Here is an 18,038-nt window from a genome sequence, read left to right as displayed (position 1 = left end):
ACTGATTAGTTGTTCTCAATCAGGTTGTTGACACCGATAGCAATCTTACGTGGTTGCATGGCTTCAGGGATTTCACGAACTAAATCGATATGAAGCAGACCGTTTTCCATTGATGCACCCACGACTTTTACGTAATCCGCTAGCTGGAATTTACGTTCAAAATCACGTTCTGCAATACCTTGGTAAACGTAGTTTTTACCTTCTTCTGCTTTACGTTCGCCCTTCACAATCAACATGTTTTCGTTTTGAGTCAGATCGAGCTGTTCTTCAGCAAAGCCAGCAACGGCCATAGTAATACGGTAGTTGTGCTCGTCTTTTTGCTCAATGTTGTATGGAGGGTAACCGCCAGAAGTATTTTTCGCTGTATTCGCTTCCATCAGGTTTAGCAGACGATCAAAGCCAATTGCATTACGGTATAGTGGTGAGAAATCTACATTACGCATAAATCTATCCTCTTAATTAAGCAATAGTCTTAGTTCAGATGAGTTTCATCCTACTGGCGTGTTTATGCAAAAACCAACGCCGAACTAAGAGATTCTTATCATTCCACTGGCCTTGGTTTAGCTCGGAGACATGATATTGAATCTAAAGGTTTAAGTTGTGTGCTAAAACGCCATATCCTCTTCTGAGCGATCTCGTTTTAGCGATTTAAGAGGGCTGGTCTTCTAGTCTCTAGCAAGCCAGTCACCCTCTTCACAACTAGATATAAGGTCGTCAAAAATGACTTTCAAGGGAAAAAATAAAAAATTTTTAAAGCATCCACTATCCCCTTGAACAGCTTAGTTTCTCATCACTTCGCGATCAGTGATAAACAGCCCGCCGTTCTGGAGGGCTCAATCTACACTTTACTTGCGGGAGGATTTACGCGCTTTTACAACGCCCTTTTCTGCCGCCTTTTCCTGCTTTAGTTTGCGCTTTTCTTTTAGACTCAACTGCGGTTGTTTCTTTTCTTTCTTACTCATGACTTCACCTCTATTTATTGGCACAACAGACAACCACACAGCATTTTCTGAGCTGGTGGTTGCGATTGATGAACAATTTCAGTAATCACAAAGCAGCGTCGCTGATTAAAAATTTCCACTTCGAGCGCATCATTTTTAGCTCGACCTAATAGTCGAGACCCCAAATAAGAATCGACCGCGAGCATACCTGTCATGGGTTGCCCCTTGCGCGAGCTGACCAATGTCATGCGATATTGATAGGCGCGTTCAACATCCACTAAGCGAACCGTGTCCCCAACCGCAATACGAGTTCGGTTACGGCAATGGGCTTGTTGCTCGCAGGTTTCAAATAGCGATAACAACCTTAGTGGTGATTGATAGGTTAAAAAGCGACTGGTTAACCACCAAGTTCGCAGCGCCAAGCAGTACGCTGAGAACCAGCGTTCAAACATGATTATTTCCTTCTTAATGCCTTGTCTTACAAATAAATTCAGTGCATTGAACCGGAAGTGCATCACTTCCGGCTTAGTTCAGGAAAGTCATCACCATTTTCTTAGTCTCCTTATTCATCAGCTCTTCAGCACTATAGCGAGCAGAAAAAAGAAAGCAAAAACGCTCAAGCGAACAAAATGGCGAGAAAAAAAGAAAACAGAAATAAAATGGCAGGCTTGATCGGGTTGTTGGCAGTTAGTACCAGAAAAACATCCGCTTTAGCAGAAAGTGGCGATTTTAGCTGGTGGTAAAACAAAAAAAGCAGCGATTTCTCGCTGCTTTTTACTATCACGAACAGTGTCGTTATACGTCTAGGTTCGCTACTTTCAGTGCGTTCTCTTCGATGAAGTTACGACGAGGTTCTACTTGGTCACCCATTAGCGTAGTGAACAGTTGATCTGCGCCTACCGCATCTTCAATCGTTACCTGCATCATACGACGAGTTTCTGGGTCCATGGTGGTTTCCCAAAGTTGGTCTGGGTTCATCTCACCTAGACCTTTGTAGCGCTGACGGCTTAAGCCACGCATTGACTCTTTCACTAACCAGTCAAGCGCTTCTGCAAAGTTTGCCACTGGCATAGTACGCTCACCACGTTTGATGTACGCGCCTTCTTCCAGAAGTCCATCAAGTGCTTCTGATAGATCAGCCAACTTGCCGTACTCTTTCGAGTTTAGGAAGTCGATGCTAATTGCATGTTCGTGCGTCACGCCGTGAGTACGAACCACAATCTTAGGCAAGTTTAAGCCTAGCTCTTCGTGCTGCTCAACTTCGTAGCTGTACTGGCTTGCACCCACTTCTTTCGCATTCAGCTGTTCAATAAGCTGCTTCGTCCACGCTTCCACAACTGATGCGTCATGGCATTGCTCTGGCGTTAGGCGAGGAGTGTAAATCAACTCGTTTACCAAAGCACTTGGGTAACGACGGCTCATACGTTCCGCCAGTTTAATACCCGCATTGTACTGTTGAACAAGCTTCTCTAGTGCTTCACCAGCCAATGCTGGTGCTTCTGCGTTTACGTGTAGCGATGCATTGTCCAGAGCCAATGATACTTGGTATTGGTTCATCGCTTCTTCATCTTTGATGTACTGCTCTTGTTTGCCTTTTTTCACTTTGTATAGTGGTGGCTGAGCGATGTACACATAGCCACGCTCGATAAGCTCTGGCATTTGACGGTAGAAGAAGGTCAACAGTAGCGTACGGATGTGCGAACCATCGACATCGGCATCGGTCATGATGATGATGTTGTGGTAACGAAGCTTGTCCGGGTTGTACTCGTCACGACCGATACCACAACCTAGTGCGGTGATCAGTGTTGCTACTTCTTGAGAAGATAGCATCTTGTCGAAACGTGCTTTTTCTACGTTAAGAATCTTACCTTTTAGCGGTAGGATTGCTTGGTTCTTACGGTTACGGCCTTGTTTTGCGGAGCCGCCTGCCGAATCACCCTCCACTATGTATAGTTCAGAGAGTGCCGGATCTTTTTCCTGACAGTCTGCAAGTTTACCTGGAAGGCCAGCTAGGTCTAGTGCACCTTTACGGCGCGTCATTTCACGAGCTTTACGCGCTGCTTCACGAGCACGTGCTGCATCGATGATTTTCGAACAAACCATCTTCGCTTCTGTCGGGTTCTCAATCAAGAACTCAGACAGTTTTTCACCCATTGCAGACTCAACAGCTGATTTCACTTCAGAAGAAACCAGTTTGTCTTTTGTTTGGCTTGAGAACTTAGGATCAGGCACTTTCACCGAAACAACCGCAGTTAGACCTTCACGCGCATCGTCGCCTGAAGTCGCTGTTTTCGCTTTCTTCGAGAAACCTTCTTTATCCATAAAGCTGTTCAATGTACGTGTTAGCGCAGCACGGAAACCAGCAAGGTGAGTACCACCATCACGCTGTGGGATATTGTTGGTAAAGCAGAAGATGTTCTCTTGGAAACCATCGTTCCATTGCATCGCCACTTCAACTGAAATGCCGTCTTCACGCTCAGAGTTAAAGTGGAAGATTTTTTCGATGATTGGCGTTTTGTTGGTGTTTAGGTGATCAACGAACGCTTGAATACCACCTTCATACATGAAGTGATCATGTTTGTCCGCTTCACGTTCATCAACCAATTTGATCGACACACCAGAGTTCAGGAATGACAGTTCACGCAGGCGTTTCGCCAGAATGTCATAGTGGAACTCAGTGTTAGAGAACGTTTCGGCACTTGGCCAGAAACGAATTTGTGTACCGGTTTTATCCGTATCACCCACAACGGCTAGTGGCGCTTGAGGCTCACCATGGCGGTAGGTTTGCGTATGGATATGGCCACCACGATGAATCGTTAGCTCAACTTTCTCTGATAGTGCGTTTACTACTGAAACACCTACCCCGTGAAGACCACCCGATACTTTGTATGAGTTATCGTCGAACTTACCACCCGCGTGAAGAACCGTCATGATTACTTCTGCTGCAGAGACATTTTCCTCTGAGTGGATTTCTGTTGGAATGCCACGACCATCATCGCTAACGGAAACCGAGTTATCCTCATGAATTGTCACAACGATGTCTTTACAGTGACCTGCCAACGCTTCATCAATTGAGTTATCCACCACCTCGAAAACCATGTGGTGAAGGCCGGTGCCGTCGTCCGTATCGCCGATGTACATTCCTGGACGCTTACGTACCGCATCCAGACCCTTCAGTACCTTAATACTCGATGAATCGTAATTTTCAGACATGAGTTTCTCTCTTCTAGTTTGACTCTATCCTGCCATGTTCCACATGAAACAATTTACCGTTATCGTCCAACATATCGGCGATTTGGCTTTCAGTGATAGAGCTTACAAATACTTGTGCGCCCGTCTCTTTTAAGCAGTCAGCAAGACGCTTGCGACGTTGGCTATCTAATTCCGACGCGAAGTCATCAATTAGGTAAATGCATTGTTTACCGGCCATCTCTGTCAGGTGTTGCCCTTGCGCTACACGCAATGCACACACCATGAGTTTTAATTGACCGCGTGACAGAACATCTTCAACGGGCGTTCCGTTCACTTTAATGCGCAAATCAGCTTTGTTTGGGCCACTAAAGGTGTATCCCAATGCCTGATCACGCTCAAAATTCTTTTCTAGTATCTCGTGGTATGGAGTGTCTTTATCCCAGCCACGATAATACTTCAATTGGATCTCAAATTCTGGCAAAAATGTCTGACAGATAGTTTCTGCGACAGTTTTCATCTGCTCGATGTAACTTGCTCGCCATTGGCTGATGTTTTCAGCCAATCCTGCCATTTCCTGATCCCAATAACTGAGCTCACGATAACTATTGGCGGTTTTCAACAACGCGTTGCGCTGCTTGTTCAGGCGCTTGAACCTTCCCCATGCTTGATAAAAAGCGGGCTCGGTATGAAACACGCCCCAATCAATAAACGCACGACGATGTTTAGGGCCATCTGTCAGTAAATCAAACCCTTCTGGGTGTATCAACTGCAGAGGCAGAACTTGTGCCAACTGCGCTAATTTTTGTCCAGATTGACCGCCTATTTTAACCTCTGTTGAACCATCACGCTGCTTATTAATGCCGATCGGTAGCTCAAATTGATCCGAGTTCAAAAAACGACCATGAACAAACAATTCATCACAGTCATTTTGAATCACTCGGCCAGTCAATGAACTTTTGAACGACCGACCATGTCCTAACAAATACACGGCTTCTAAGACACTGGTTTTGCCACTGCCATTAGGACCAATAAGAAAGTTAAAGCCTGCTGATAATTTAATATCACAGGCTTTAATATTGCGAAATTGCTGAATAATAAGGCGAGAAAGAGGCATTCGTTCGCTTACAGACGAATTGGCATCACCACATACATGGCACTGTCGTCATCGGCATTTTCAATCAAAGCACTGGCATTAGCATCCGACATCGACACGCGTACATTTTCACAACGTAAAGTGTTCAGCACATCAAGAACGTAACTGACGTTAAAGCCAATTTCGATGGCATCACCTTCAAAGCTGACATCGAGCATTTCTTCTGCTTCTTCTTGCTCTGGGTTGTTAGCGGTAATGCGCATTTCCGTATCCGCCAGATTAACGCGCACACCACGGAATTTTTCATTGGATAGAATCGCAGCACGTGAGAAGGCTTGGCGCAACTCGTCACAACTTGCTATCAGTGTCTTATTGGTGCTCTGAGGCAATACACGGCGGTAGTCAGGGAAACGACCATCAACCAACTTAGAGGTAAAAGTAAAGTTATTCACCTCAGCACGAACATTGGAGCTACCGATCTGAAGTACTACAGGCTGCTCTGGCGCATCCATCAACTTTACTAATTCTTGCACACCTTTGCGTGGCACGATGATTTGCTTCTGCGCAAAGTCTGCACCTAGCTGAGTTTGCGATACCGCCATACGGTGGCCGTCCGTCGCCACGCTGCGTAACGTGGTGCCGTCAATTTCAAACAACATGCCGTTGAGGTAGTAACGAACGTCTTGATTCGCCATCGAGAACTGAGTTTTGTCGATCAGCGTACGTAGATCGGCTTGGCTCAGTGATACTTCCACTTCGCTTTGCCAGTCTTCAATATTAGGGAAATCGTTCGCAGGAAGCGTTGCCAATGAGAAACGGCTGCGACCAGAGCGAACTTGTACGCGATCACCTTCTAATACAAATGTGATGATCGCATCGTCCGGTAAACCACGGCAGATATCGAGAAACTTACGCGAAGGAACGGTAATGCTGCCCGCTTCAAAATCACCTTCTAGCGTCACTTTGCTTACTAACTCTACTTCAAGATCGGTTGCCGTCATCGACAATACGTTCTCTTCTACTTTAAGAAGTAGGTTACCCAGGATTGGCAGAGTTGGTCGGCCACCTAAAGCGCCCGAAACCTGCTGTAGCGGTTTGATTAAATGACTACGTTCAATGGTAAATTTCATGCTTGGCTCTTTACGCTGTCAGCTCAATAAATGATTTGCTTAGAATACCGTTATTCTAACCGATTACGAAGACAGGGTGCGAATCAAGTTAGAGTAATCTTCTTTAATGTCGTGGCTCTCTTCACGCAGCTGCTCAATCTTGCGACAAGCATGAAGTACGGTCGTATGATCTCGGCCCCCAAACGCATCGCCAATTTCAGGCAAGCTATGGTTGGTTAGTTCTTTTGCTAACGCCATAGCCAGCTGACGAGGACGCGCTACAGAACGAGAACGACGCTTAGACAGCAAGTCCGCTACTTTAATCTTGTAGTATTCCGCCACGGTCTTTTGAATGTTATCGATCGTCACCAGCTTCTCTTGTAGAGCAAGCAGATCGCGCAGCGCTTCACGAACAAAATCAATCGTAATTGGACGGCCAGTAAAGTTCGCGTTCGCAATAACACGGTTCAGTGCACCTTCTAGCTCACGAACGTTCGAACGCAGACGCTTGGCAATGAAGAATGCCACTTCATCAGCAAGGTGGATTTGGTGATCTTCAGCTTTTTTCATCAAGATCGCCACACGCGTTTCAAGCTCAGGCGGCTCGATCGCAACAGTAAGACCCCAACCAAAGCGAGATTTAAGACGATCTTCAACGCCATTAATTTCTTTAGGATAACGGTCAGACGTTAGAATGATCTGCTGATTACCTTCCAATAGTGCGTTGAAGGTATGGAAGAATTCTTCTTGTGAACGTTCTTTATTAGCAAAGAATTGGATGTCATCGATAAGGAGCGCATCCACGCTGCGGTAGTAGCGTTTGAATTCTTCAATCGCATTGTTTTGCAGCGCTTTCACCATGTCTTGCACAAAACGTTCTGAGTGCATGTAGACCACTTTTGCGTTCGGGTTGTTATCCACAATCGCGTTACCCACCGCATGCAATAAGTGGGTTTTACCCAAACCCGTGCCGCCGTATAGGAATAGTGGGTTGTAAGCTGCACCTGGGTTATCCGATACCTGACGCGCCGCAGCCAAACCCAGTTGGTTCGACTTACCTTCAACAAAGTTATCGAACTTGTGTTTTGGGTTCATGTTTGAGCGGTGATTGATAGCCGCAATCGCTTGAGCGTCGTCATCCCAGGTTTTGTGTACTGGCTTACGCGCCTGTAATTGCGCAGGTGCAGATGACTCGGCAGCCACATCTGCAGGCGTACGTGTCGGCGCTGGTTTTGGTGCAGAGACAGGTCGGCTCCCCACTTCAAAACGTAAGTTAGGAATATCGCCACCGCAGTATTCCTGCAGTAAGCGAGTAATATTGTTCAGATACTTATCACGCACCCAGTCCAACACAAAGCGGTTTGGCGCGAATAGAGTGAGAGTATTGTCATTGAGCTCCGCTTGTAGCGGACGAACCCACATGCTGAATTCTGTAGCTGGTAGCTCTTCTTGAAGCTGCTGCAAACATTGCAGCCAAAGCGAAGATGACACGGTGCCCCCACTGAGTAATTGAATTATCGGAAAAGACTGGCAATTTTACCTGTTGATAACCAAGATCGCCAGCGATTGCTCGACGATCCAGTGAATAAGATCCAAGTTATTCACAATTATTTCTGCAAACTTGATGAGATCAACACACCTTGCCCCAAATTTGCCCACATAACGATCCACAATTGGGCAAAATTCACAAGATCGAGCGATTGGTGATAAGTCTGTGTATTATTTTATTCCCAATGCTGATTTTGTCGATCATTTCGCTAGGTTCAGTTCGCATTTTCGTCACATTTAACATTCTTCTTCTATTATCTAATAACTCACAGGTCTAGGTTATTGCTCTTGGTTATTTATTTAATTGAGCTAACTAACAGTAGTATTTCCAACCATAAAATTATGGAGATGTATTATGAAAAACTGGATTAAGGTTGCCGTTGCAGCCATTGCACTGTCGGCAGCAACCGTACAAGCCGCTACTGAAGTCAAAGTTGGTATGTCAGGTCGCTACTTCCCGTTTACTTTTGTAAAGCAAGACAAGCTACAAGGCTTTGAAGTCGACATGTGGGATGAAATCGGTAAACGTAACGATTACAAAATCGAATACGTAACAGCCAACTTCTCTGGTTTATTTGGTCTTTTAGAAACCGGTCGTATCGATACGATCTCCAACCAAATCACCATGACTGATGAGCGTAAAGCTAAATACCTATTTGCTGACCCTTACGTTGTAGATGGCGCACAAATTACCGTGCGTAAAGGCAACGACAGCATCAAAGGTGTTGACGATCTTGCGGGCAAAACCGTTGCGGTCAACCTAGGCTCTAACTTTGAGCAACTACTGCGTCAATACGACAAAGACGGCAAGATCAACATTAAAACGTACGACACAGGTATCGAACATGACGTGGCGCTCGGTCGTGCAGACGCGTTTGTAATGGATCGTCTTTCTGCGTTAGAGCTGATTAAGAAAACTGGCCTTCCTCTGGAATTGGCAGGTGAACCGTTTGAGACCATTCAAAACGCATGGCCTTTCGTTGACAACGAGAAAGGTCGTAAGCTGCAAGAAGAAGTAAACAAAGCACTGGCTGAGATGCGCGCAGATGGTACAGTAGAGAAAATTTCCGTGAAGTGGTTTGGCGCTGACATCACGAAATAAGAACTCTTTGTACTTTAGGCCGCAAAGTGGTATCACTCTCGGACTAAAATAAACTTACGTAAAGGTGGAACTTGTTTTCCACCTTTTCTTTTCTCTAGCCTTTAGGTAAGCCGTATGGGATTTGACTTTAATTACATGTTGGAACTGTTGCCGATATTGCTGAAATATCTTGGCACAACCATGGAAATGGCGACATGGGGATTGGTGTTTTCGCTGATTTTATCCGTCATTTTAGCCAATATTCGCGTATTTAAACTGCCAGTTCTGGATCAATTAAGCCAACTGTACATCAGCTTCTTCCGTGGCACCCCACTGTTGGTTCAGCTTTTCCTGCTTTACTACGGCTTACCGCAAATTTTTCCATTGATGGTCGGTATCGACGCCTTTTCAGCAGCGGTTATCGGTTTAACGCTGCACTTTGCCGCTTATATGGCGGAAAGTATTCGTGCCGCCATTATTGGTATTGATCGCAGCCAAATGGAAGCGAGCTTATCGGTCGGTATGACGACATCCCAAGCAATGCGCCGAGTGATTTTACCTCAAGCAACGCGTGTCGCACTGCCTTCATTGATGAACTATTTCATCGATATGATCAAGTCAACGTCTCTCGCTTTCACGCTTGGTGTGGCCGAAATCATGGCGAAAGCACAGATGGAAGCCTCATCAAGTTTCCGTTTCTTTGAAGCTTTCCTTGCGGTTGCTCTTATTTACTGGGGAGTGGTGGTGATTCTGACTCGCGTACAAATCTGGGCAGAAGCAAAACTGAATAAGGCGTACGTACGATGATTAAGTTAGAAAATATTCACAAACGTTTTGGTGAGACTGAAGTGCTGAAAGGCATCGACCTCGATATTAAGCAAGGTGAGATCATCGTGATTATCGGCTCAAGTGGCACGGGTAAATCAACCTTGCTGCGTACGGTGAACTTTCTAGAACAAGCAGATGAAGGTCGTATCACGATAGATGACATCTCCGTTGATACTCAAAAACACACTAAAGCCGAAGTATTAGCGCTGCGTCGTCGAACTGGCTTTGTGTTCCAAAACTATGCCCTGTTTGCCCACATGAATGCGCGCCAGAACATTGCCGAAGGTCTAGTGACCGTTCGAGGCTGGAAAAAAGCCGATGCTCTCAAACGAGCGCAACAAATTCTGGATGACATCGGCCTTGGGGATAAAGGCGATAGTTATCCAGCGGCATTATCTGGCGGCCAACAACAACGCGTGGGTATCGGCCGAGCGATGGCGCTGCAACCAGAACTGCTGTTGTTTGACGAACCAACTTCTGCGCTGGATCCTGAATGGGTCGGTGAAGTTCTCTCATTAATGAAGAAGTTAGCTAATCAGCATCAAACCATGCTGGTGGTGACGCACGAGATGCAATTCGCGAAAGAAGTAGCTGATAGAGTGATCTTCATGGCGGAAGGCAATATCGTTGAGCAAGGTTCTCCACAGGATATCTTCGATAATCCACAAGATCCTCGTTTGAAAAAATTCCTTAACCAAGTAGGAATAGAGTAACGATCAAGCATCAGGATCGATTGATCCTTGAGATTTTACTCACACTACGTATAATCGCCCGGCCGGAATTTCGTACTCATTGAGTCATTGACACATTATGTGAGTGTGATTACAATTCCGCCTCTTTGTTGAGAGGCGTCGGTTGTCCTTCTCTATATAAAGAGCTTCTTTATATAAGAAAGCAAATACCCACGCCGGGTTTAACAAGAACCTAAAACTACTGATCAGTAAAGGTAATTATCATGAAACGCACTTTTCAACCTACAGTTCTAAAGCGCAAGCGTACTCACGGCTTCCGTGCTCGCATGGCAACTAAGAACGGTCGTAAAGTTATCAACGCACGTCGTGCAAAAGGCCGTGCGCGCCTATCAAAATAATCGCTAGTTTATTTTGAACACGTACGCGTTTAATCGGGAGTTACGTTTGTTAACTCCCGAGCATTATCAAAACGTCTTCCAGCAAGCTCATCGAGCTGGCTCGCCTCATTTCACCATCATTGCTCGCAATAACAAACTTTCTCACCCACGATTAGGTTTAGCGGTTCCCAAAAAGCAAATCAAAACGGCTGTCGGTCGTAACCGATTTAAGCGTTTGGCTCGTGAAAGCTTTCGTAACAATCAACATCAGCTTCCAAACAAAGATTTTGTTGTGATTGCGAAGAAAAGCGCGCAAGATTTAAGCAATGAGGAAATTTTTAAGTTGTTTGATAAGCTATGGCAACGCCTGTCTCGCCCTTCACGTGGATAGCCATTGGGCTCGTTTATCTGTATCGCTGGTTTATCAGCCCTTTGATTGGTCCTCGTTGCCGGTTCACACCAACCTGTTCCACTTACGCGCTAGAAGCTTTGAGAGCTCACGGTTTTGTAAAAGGATGTTGGTTATCAGGCAAACGTCTATTAAAATGCCACCCTTTGAATGAAGGGGGGTATGACCCCGTTCCACCAGTCCAAAAACAAGACAGAGATAACTAACGATGGATTCTCAACGTAATATCCTGCTCATCGGTTTGGCCCTGGTTTCTTTTTTGCTGTTTCAACAATGGCAAGTTGCAAAGAATCCAGAACCTCAAGCAGTTGAACAGGCTCAATCAAGCAGCACTCTACCTGCACCATCTTTTGCTGATGAACTTGACCCAGTTCCTGGTCAACAGCAAGCTTCTGCAAAAACTATCACAGTAACGACTGATGTTTTAACTCTGTCGATCGACACCGTTGGTGGCGATGTGGTACATGCCAACCTTAACGAATACTCTGCTGAGTTAGATTCATCAGATTCCTTTGTTCTGCTTAAAGACGCTCAAGGTCACCAATTTATCGCTCAAAGCGGTCTAGTGGGTCCTCAAGGTATCGACTTGAGCAGCACAAATCGCCCTCACTACAACGTAAGTGCAGACAGCTTCACAATGGCTGACGGTCAAGATGAACTTCGCGTTCCGATGACATTCACTGCAAACGGCATCGAATACACCAAAACTTACATCTTTAAACGCGGCAGCTACGCGCTTAATGTTGAATACGATGTAGTGAACAACTCAGGCAACAACGCAACATTTGGTATGTACGCTCACCTACGTCAAAACCTAATGGACGATGGTGGTAGCATCACAATGCCTACTTACCGTGGTGGCGCATACTCAACAGAAGATACGCGTTACAAGAAGTACAGCTTTGATGATATGCAGGATCGCAACCTGTCTCTTAACCTAGCCGATGGCCAAGGTTGGGCAGCAATGATTCAGCACTACTTTGCCGCAGCTTGGATTCCACGTAACGAACCAGGTACTAACCTATACACTCGTGTAATTGGCAACCTAGGAGACATCGGCGTTCGTATGCCAAACAAAACTATCGCAACAGGCGATCAGGCTAAGTTTGAAGCAACACTTTGGGTTGGTCCAAAACTGCAAGATGAAATGGCAGAAGTGGCACCTAACCTAGACCTAGTAGTGGACTACGGCTGGTTATGGTTCATTGCGAAGCCTCTTCATATGTTGCTTTCATTCATCCAGAGCTTTGTTGGTAACTGGGGTGTGGCAATCATCTGTCTGACCTTCATCGTTCGTGGTGCAATGTACCCACTAACAAAAGCGCAATACACGTCTATGGCGAAAATGCGCATGCTACAGCCTAAGATGCAAGCAATGCGTGAGCGTATCGGTGATGACCGTCAGCGCATGAGCCAAGAAATGATGGAACTGTACAAGAAAGAGAAAGTGAACCCACTAGGTGGTTGTCTACCTCTTATCCTACAGATGCCTATTTTCATCGCACTATACTGGGCGCTAATGGAATCGGTAGAGCTACGTCACTCACCATTCTTCGGTTGGATTCATGACCTTTCAGCGCAGGACCCTTACTACATCCTGCCGCTATTGATGGGTGCGTCTATGTTCCTAATCCAGAAGATGAGCCCGACAACGGTAACGGATCCAATGCAGCAGAAGATCATGACCTTTATGCCGGTTATGTTTACCTTCTTCTTCTTGTTCTTCCCATCAGGTCTCGTTCTGTACTGGTTGGTGTCGAACATCGTAACGCTTATCCAGCAAACTCTGATCTACAAAGGATTAGAGAAAAAAGGCTTACACAGCAAGTAACCTTTTAGGAAATGATTGAGAAAGGCGGCCAAAAGGTCGCCTTTTTGTTTTTGGCTGATTACAATTCAGCTAATTAATTGTGATGGCTCCCTAGGTATCTTCCCTATAGCCCAGCTCAAAAGGCAAAATTATGACTACAGATACGATTGTCGCTCAAGCGACCGCGCCTGGTCGTGGCGGTGTCGGTATTATTCGAGTTTCTGGCCCTAAAGCCAACCAAGTGGCGTTAGAAGTCACTGGCAAAACACTAAAGCCCCGCTACGCAGAGTACCTGCCGTTTAAGTCAGAAGATGGCACTGTGCTTGATCAGGGCATCGCACTGTACTTCCCTAACCCGCACTCATTTACAGGTGAAGACGTACTTGAGCTGCAAGGCCATGGCGGCCCTGTCGTGATGGATATGCTGATAAAACGCATTCTAGGTATAGATGGTATTCGAGCTGCTCGCCCTGGTGAGTTCTCTGAACGCGCATTTCTGAACGATAAACTCGACCTCGCTCAAGCCGAAGCGATTGCAGACCTCATTGATGCCAGTTCTGAAGAAGCAGCAAAATCGGCGCTGCAATCCTTACAGGGCGCATTTTCAGGCCGTATTAATACCTTAGTTGAGTCGCTGATTCATTTGCGTATCTATGTTGAAGCAGCCATCGACTTCCCTGAAGAAGAGATCGACTTTTTGGCCGACGGTAAAGTGGCTGGTGACCTACAAGCCATCATCGACAACCTAGATGCGGTGCGCAAAGAAGCTAACCAAGGCGCTATTATGCGTGAAGGGATGAAAGTCGTGATTGCGGGTCGTCCAAATGCGGGCAAATCAAGCCTGCTGAACGCACTATCGGGTAAAGAATCTGCAATCGTAACCGACATCGCAGGAACCACGCGTGATGTACTGCGTGAGCACATCCATATTGATGGCATGCCACTACACATCATTGATACAGCAGGTTTGCGTGATGCTTCCGATGAAGTAGAGAAAATCGGTATCGAACGTGCGTGGGATGAAATAGCCCAAGCAGACCGCGTGTTGTTCATGGTGGATGGCACAACAACCGATGCCACCGATCCGAAAGATATCTGGCCAGATTTTGTGGATCGCCTACCAGACAACATTGGTATAACTGTGATCCGTAATAAAGCGGATCAAACGGGTGAAGATATGGGGATCTGCCACGTCAATAACCCTACCCTTATCCGTTTGTCAGCGAAGACTGGTGCAGGGGTTGAAGCTCTGCGAGATCATCTCAAGGAGTGTATGGGCTTCTCTGGCAACAGTGAAGGTGGGTTTATGGCTCGTCGTCGTCATCTCGATGCATTAGAACGTGCCGCACAGCACCTTCAAATAGGCCAGGAGCAGCTTGAAGGCTATATGGCAGGTGAAATATTGGCTGAAGAGCTACGCATCACCCAACAACATCTCAATGAGATTACCGGTGAGTTCAGTTCTGACGACTTACTGGGACGAATCTTCTCTTCATTCTGTATCGGGAAGTAAAGTGGGCAAATAACGGAAAACAACAGCAAGCAACGGTAGATAATACACTGATTTTATTAGATCGTCATTTGCCGTTTGTTTCCATCCGTTGCCGTTAATTGCCAAATCTAGTCCCCAGTTGGTCCCCAATGACATGATAAATGCCGTATTGGGGACCAATTGGGGACAAACATGAAAATTTTCATTGAAAAACGGACACTTAAAGCAGATGGAACGCGAACATTGCGTCTCATTTATGACCACGGTTATACCAGTAAATCAAACGGATCTCGTCAGAGAAAACGTGAATACGAAGTGCTAGATCTGTTTATCTATGACAAACCCAAAACACCAGCTCAGCGAAAACATAACAAAGAGCACCTTCTCCTAGCCGAAACTATTAAGAGTAAACGACTGGTTGAGTGGCAATCTCAGAAGCATGGTTTTGAGGATCGAACCAAGCGCTCAGCTAGCTTCATTGATTACTTTCAACGGCAAATTGACATAAAAGAACAAACCACCTCAACCTCCAACCATTCGATCTGGCTTTCAGCTCGTAAGCATCTGCTGCTCTACTGCGGAAATCATGATCTTAGTTTTGATGAGCTGGATAAAGACTGGTTAGACGGGTTTAAGTATTACCTAACCAATGAAGCGAAAACCAAAAGTGATACACCGCTATCTCGCAACACACAAAGCTCCTACTTCAATAAAGTTCGAGCGGCGATCAACGAAGCACATCGAGAAGGTATTATTCGCGATAACCCGCTTTCACAAGTGACCAGTATCAAAGCGAAAACGACTAAGCGGGTTTATTTAACACTGGATGAGGTCAACGCGTTAGCTCACACAGAATGTCGCTACCCAGTCCTTAAACGTGCGTTTTTGTTCTCATGTGCAACGGGGATGCGTTGGTGCGATATCCATCGACTTACTTGGTCAGAAATAGAGACATTCAATAATCACAAACGAATTATCTTCGACCAGGTCAAACTCTCTCACGGCGATGCTAAGAGCCTTCAGTATTTAGACATACCAAAGTCAGCAGAATCACTTTTGGGTAGCCCCAAAGCCTCTCACGAGCGCGTATTCAAGGGATTAAAATACTCTTCTTATATAAATGTAGAACTGCTTAGATGGGCTCTGGCTGCTGGAATAAGTAAGCACGTTACATTCCATGCAGGTCGTCATACCTTTGCTGTAATTCAGCTTAGCCGAGGAATCGATATATACGCAGTATCGAAGCTGCTCGGTCATAGCGAACTTAAGACAACAGAGATCTACGCTGACATCATTGAACAACGCAGGATGGAAGCCATGCTGACATTCCCTGATATTTTTGCTTCTGGAAAGGATTCAGCGGCCTGATGAGGCCGCTGCGATAACGGTATTACTTACGAGAAGTGGTGGCGATATAGTTTGCTGCCCTTTTTTCTATCTCATGGCGAGATGAAACACGCTGCTCCTCAACCCAACTAATGATGGCTTGGCGCTCAAATCGGAGGTGTTTGCCAAGCTTAAAGTAAGGGATCTCTGCCGAGCTCGTTAGCTTATAAAGCTGGTTGGTTGATAAACCCAGCAAGGCTGCACATTCATCAACGGTTAGAATGTCCTTTCCAAGGAGCTCCACCTTTTGTTGCTGCAAACGCTGCTCCAGAACAGCGCGCTCAACACGATCTATTTTGGCGAGAATGGATTGAAGAAGAACTTGCTCGTTGGTTGTCATCTTATCCCCTCCTCACCCATTGGAATGTCTCTGGGAAGAGTGGGAAAACTGGGAAGTACACTATTCATCAATACCCATCTCCTTCAACTCAGAGAGGATCTTTTCCGGCCAGAAGGCGAAAAAACGATGATCAAACTCAGTACCGTTTCTCTTCTCGATAATCCGAAGTGTTCCTCTACGATCTTCATTGGTTTCAAACCACCCTTTGTGAATCAAAGGGCTCAATTGACTCTTGTATTGACGCCGCAGTCGTAGCTGCTTAACAAACTCTTGTTTGTGGATAAGCCACTGGACGTCATCACCATCCTGCCGCCAATAACCAAACTTTGAAGATCTGCTCGTACAGAATTCAGGAAGCTTATTTTCCCAATGGCTAATGGCTTGTTTCAAAGCACTTAACACCTCATACGTTTCTTGATTATGCTGGTGCCCTCTGTGAGATAACCAGCGGCTAAAAACGCTATATACGGAATACAGCGACTCTTCTTCAGACCATGGCACTAACTGGTTTCGTGATGCAACAGACAACGCAACACCAACCAGGACAAAGCGCTTCAAGACCCGATGAACCTGGCCGGAATAATTGCTTTTAGACCAATGCTGCCTCAGCGTTTCGATTTCACGCTGTAAAACGACTTCCAGATCGGGCTTATCTGAAATAAGCGTCATCCAAGCCGTGAACAAAGTGCCAAAGTACTTTTGAGTCTGCTTTTCTAAGTGCTCGGCAAACTGAGATGGTGAGGAAAAGCGGTGTAGATCCGCAAAACAGCCAAAGCGCTCTTCGGCAGGAATTTCGATTACTCGAATGAGCTGACCTGCTTTCACTTGATAACCTGAGGACTCCATCAGCTCTGTCAGGCCAATCTCTCCATTACTCAAGGTCAACGTCCGCCAGTTGGCAATATTCGCCAAGCCGCCTGTCTCCGTTGCTCGCAACTTCCCACATCCGTTGACGATTTGATAAGCCGCAGAACTGGCTTCTTCCGCAGAGCACAACCCTAGCTCATCTAACACAAGCAGCATGTCATGATGTTCCGATGCAACCGCCTCAATACCGTTAGCGGTTGTTTTCCAAGACTTGATATAAGACTTATCAGCATAAACAGACGCCGCAACAAACGATGTGACAGATTTCCCCGACGAAGACGGCCCCATGATATGGAATGCCGCACTTTCCATCCCTACTGGCTTGAGAAGCGGTGCGGCCAACGCAACTCCAATAGAAAATATGAGCAAGGGGTTACCGACCAACAATGAACCGACTTCACTTTGCCATTCCGCTAAGCTGCCTTCTGCCAAACAGAGTGAATCAGCCATACCACCAGAAAAGTAGTAAGACTCATCTGACCGTCCGAAACTTTTCTCCGGAGTAACGAACACCTTGTCATGCCAACCTGTTCTTGTGACACAAAAGGCCGTTTCCGCCGCTCTGAGCTCTTCCCGCAAATAGCGCTGGACCACACTCCATGCAGTTTGCTCAGGCTCCAGCCAAAAACCGGTATCGAACAATTCATCTCTTAACTGATAGTTAGTACCTCCCATGATCTTTCTGGCTGGCACTATCATTCTGATCATCTGCCTGTCCATATTGATGATTTCAATACAAGCACTGAACCCTGACTTCCGATCAGGTGAACGCGTTCTAGCAAGAACCTTGACCGAAGAGCTCAACGAACGCCAGCCTCGCTCACGGCAAAAATGCTGTAGTTGATCATGGTGATGACGAAACTTCATATGACC

At 46.0% G+C, this 18,038-nt stretch carries 17 protein-coding genes; 9 read left to right on the top strand and 8 right to left on the bottom strand.

The window, feature by feature from the left end; genetic code table 11:
* Nucleotides 1–5: 5 nt before the first annotated feature.
* From R7Q46_RS19600 to dnaA, 6 genes are all read right to left on the bottom strand, one after another.
* Nucleotides 6–443 carry an Hsp20 family protein gene (locus R7Q46_RS19600; RefSeq protein WP_318077717.1) on the bottom strand — a complete coding sequence of 146 codons (438 nt, stop codon included), beginning with the start codon at nt 441–443 and terminating at the stop codon, nt 6–8.
* Between the two features lie 533 nt (nt 444–976).
* Entirely contained in the window at nt 977–1,393 is a 417-nt protein-coding gene (locus tag R7Q46_RS19595) for a GreA/GreB family elongation factor (RefSeq protein ID WP_017821918.1), read from the bottom strand.
* A gap of 343 nt (nt 1,394–1,736) precedes the next feature.
* Entirely contained in the window at nt 1,737–4,154 is a 2,418-nt protein-coding gene (gyrB, locus tag R7Q46_RS19590; protein WP_005378841.1) for a DNA topoisomerase (ATP-hydrolyzing) subunit B, read from the bottom strand.
* Nucleotides 4,155–4,167: 13 nt separating this feature from the next.
* Nucleotides 4,168–5,247, bottom strand: coding sequence for a DNA replication/repair protein RecF (gene recF, locus R7Q46_RS19585; RefSeq protein WP_318077716.1), 1,080 nt, complete (start codon nt 5,245–5,247; stop codon nt 4,168–4,170).
* A gap of 8 nt (nt 5,248–5,255) precedes the next feature.
* On the bottom strand, nt 5,256–6,356 hold the full coding sequence (gene dnaN / locus R7Q46_RS19580; RefSeq protein WP_005383830.1) for a DNA polymerase III subunit beta: 1,101 nt from the start codon (nt 6,354–6,356) through the stop codon (nt 5,256–5,258).
* Nucleotides 6,357–6,419: 63 nt separating this feature from the next.
* A complete protein-coding gene (dnaA, locus tag R7Q46_RS19575) occupies nt 6,420–7,826 on the bottom strand; it encodes a chromosomal replication initiator protein DnaA (protein WP_005378835.1) in 1,407 nt (468 codons plus the stop codon).
* A gap of 412 nt (nt 7,827–8,238) precedes the next feature.
* Here dnaA and R7Q46_RS19570 point away from each other — a divergent pair, with 412 nt between their 5' ends.
* The 9 genes from R7Q46_RS19570 (at nt 8,239) to R7Q46_RS19530 (ending at nt 15,940) form a co-directional block, all read left to right on the top strand.
* Entirely contained in the window at nt 8,239–8,985 is a 747-nt protein-coding gene (locus R7Q46_RS19570; protein ID WP_005378831.1) for an amino acid ABC transporter substrate-binding protein, read from the top strand.
* A 114-nt stretch (nt 8,986–9,099) separates the two neighbouring features.
* Nucleotides 9,100–9,771 (top strand): amino acid ABC transporter permease, encoded by a 672-nt coding sequence (locus tag R7Q46_RS19565; RefSeq protein WP_005378829.1) that lies wholly within the window; start codon nt 9,100–9,102, stop codon nt 9,769–9,771.
* Nucleotides 9,768–10,505 carry an amino acid ABC transporter ATP-binding protein gene (locus R7Q46_RS19560; RefSeq protein ID WP_005378827.1) on the top strand — a complete coding sequence of 246 codons (738 nt, stop codon included), beginning with the start codon at nt 9,768–9,770 and terminating at the stop codon, nt 10,503–10,505. Before R7Q46_RS19565 ends, R7Q46_RS19560 begins: the two co-directional genes overlap by 4 nt.
* Before the next feature lie 242 nt (nt 10,506–10,747).
* Nucleotides 10,748–10,882, top strand: a complete 135-nt coding sequence (gene rpmH / locus R7Q46_RS19555; RefSeq protein ID WP_005378825.1) for a 50S ribosomal protein L34 — start codon at nt 10,748–10,750, stop codon at nt 10,880–10,882.
* Nucleotides 10,883–10,928: 46 nt separating this feature from the next.
* Nucleotides 10,929–11,252, top strand: a complete 324-nt coding sequence (gene rnpA, locus R7Q46_RS19550; protein WP_005394102.1) for a ribonuclease P protein component — start codon at nt 10,929–10,931, stop codon at nt 11,250–11,252.
* Entirely contained in the window at nt 11,219–11,476 is a 258-nt protein-coding gene (gene yidD / locus R7Q46_RS19545) for a membrane protein insertion efficiency factor YidD (protein ID WP_005378822.1), read from the top strand. Before rnpA ends, yidD begins: the two co-directional genes overlap by 34 nt.
* 2 nt (nt 11,477–11,478) lie before the next feature.
* Nucleotides 11,479–13,101, top strand: a complete 1,623-nt coding sequence (yidC, locus tag R7Q46_RS19540) for a membrane protein insertase YidC (RefSeq protein WP_318077715.1) — start codon at nt 11,479–11,481, stop codon at nt 13,099–13,101.
* A gap of 130 nt (nt 13,102–13,231) precedes the next feature.
* A complete protein-coding gene (gene mnmE / locus R7Q46_RS19535) occupies nt 13,232–14,593 on the top strand; it encodes a tRNA uridine-5-carboxymethylaminomethyl(34) synthesis GTPase MnmE (protein ID WP_005383836.1) in 1,362 nt (453 codons plus the stop codon).
* 171 nt (nt 14,594–14,764) lie between these two features.
* Entirely contained in the window at nt 14,765–15,940 is a 1,176-nt protein-coding gene (locus R7Q46_RS19530; RefSeq protein WP_053308123.1) for a site-specific integrase, read from the top strand.
* 22 nt (nt 15,941–15,962) lie between these two features.
* Here R7Q46_RS19530 and R7Q46_RS19525 read toward each other — a convergent pair whose 3' ends face one another.
* Both R7Q46_RS19525 and R7Q46_RS19520 read right to left on the bottom strand, forming a co-directional pair.
* Complete coding sequence (locus tag R7Q46_RS19525; RefSeq protein WP_053308122.1) at nt 15,963–16,298, bottom strand: helix-turn-helix domain-containing protein; 336 nt, start codon at nt 16,296–16,298, stop codon at nt 15,963–15,965.
* A gap of 60 nt (nt 16,299–16,358) precedes the next feature.
* Nucleotides 16,359–18,032, bottom strand: coding sequence for a DUF927 domain-containing protein (locus tag R7Q46_RS19520; RefSeq protein WP_053308121.1), 1,674 nt, complete (start codon nt 18,030–18,032; stop codon nt 16,359–16,361).
* Nucleotides 18,033–18,038 lie beyond the last annotated feature (6 nt).

Source organism: Vibrio sp. 811 (assembly GCF_033339195.1).
Note: the sequence above shows the minus strand (reverse complement) of the source record. Positions and strands in the feature narration are given on the sequence as shown.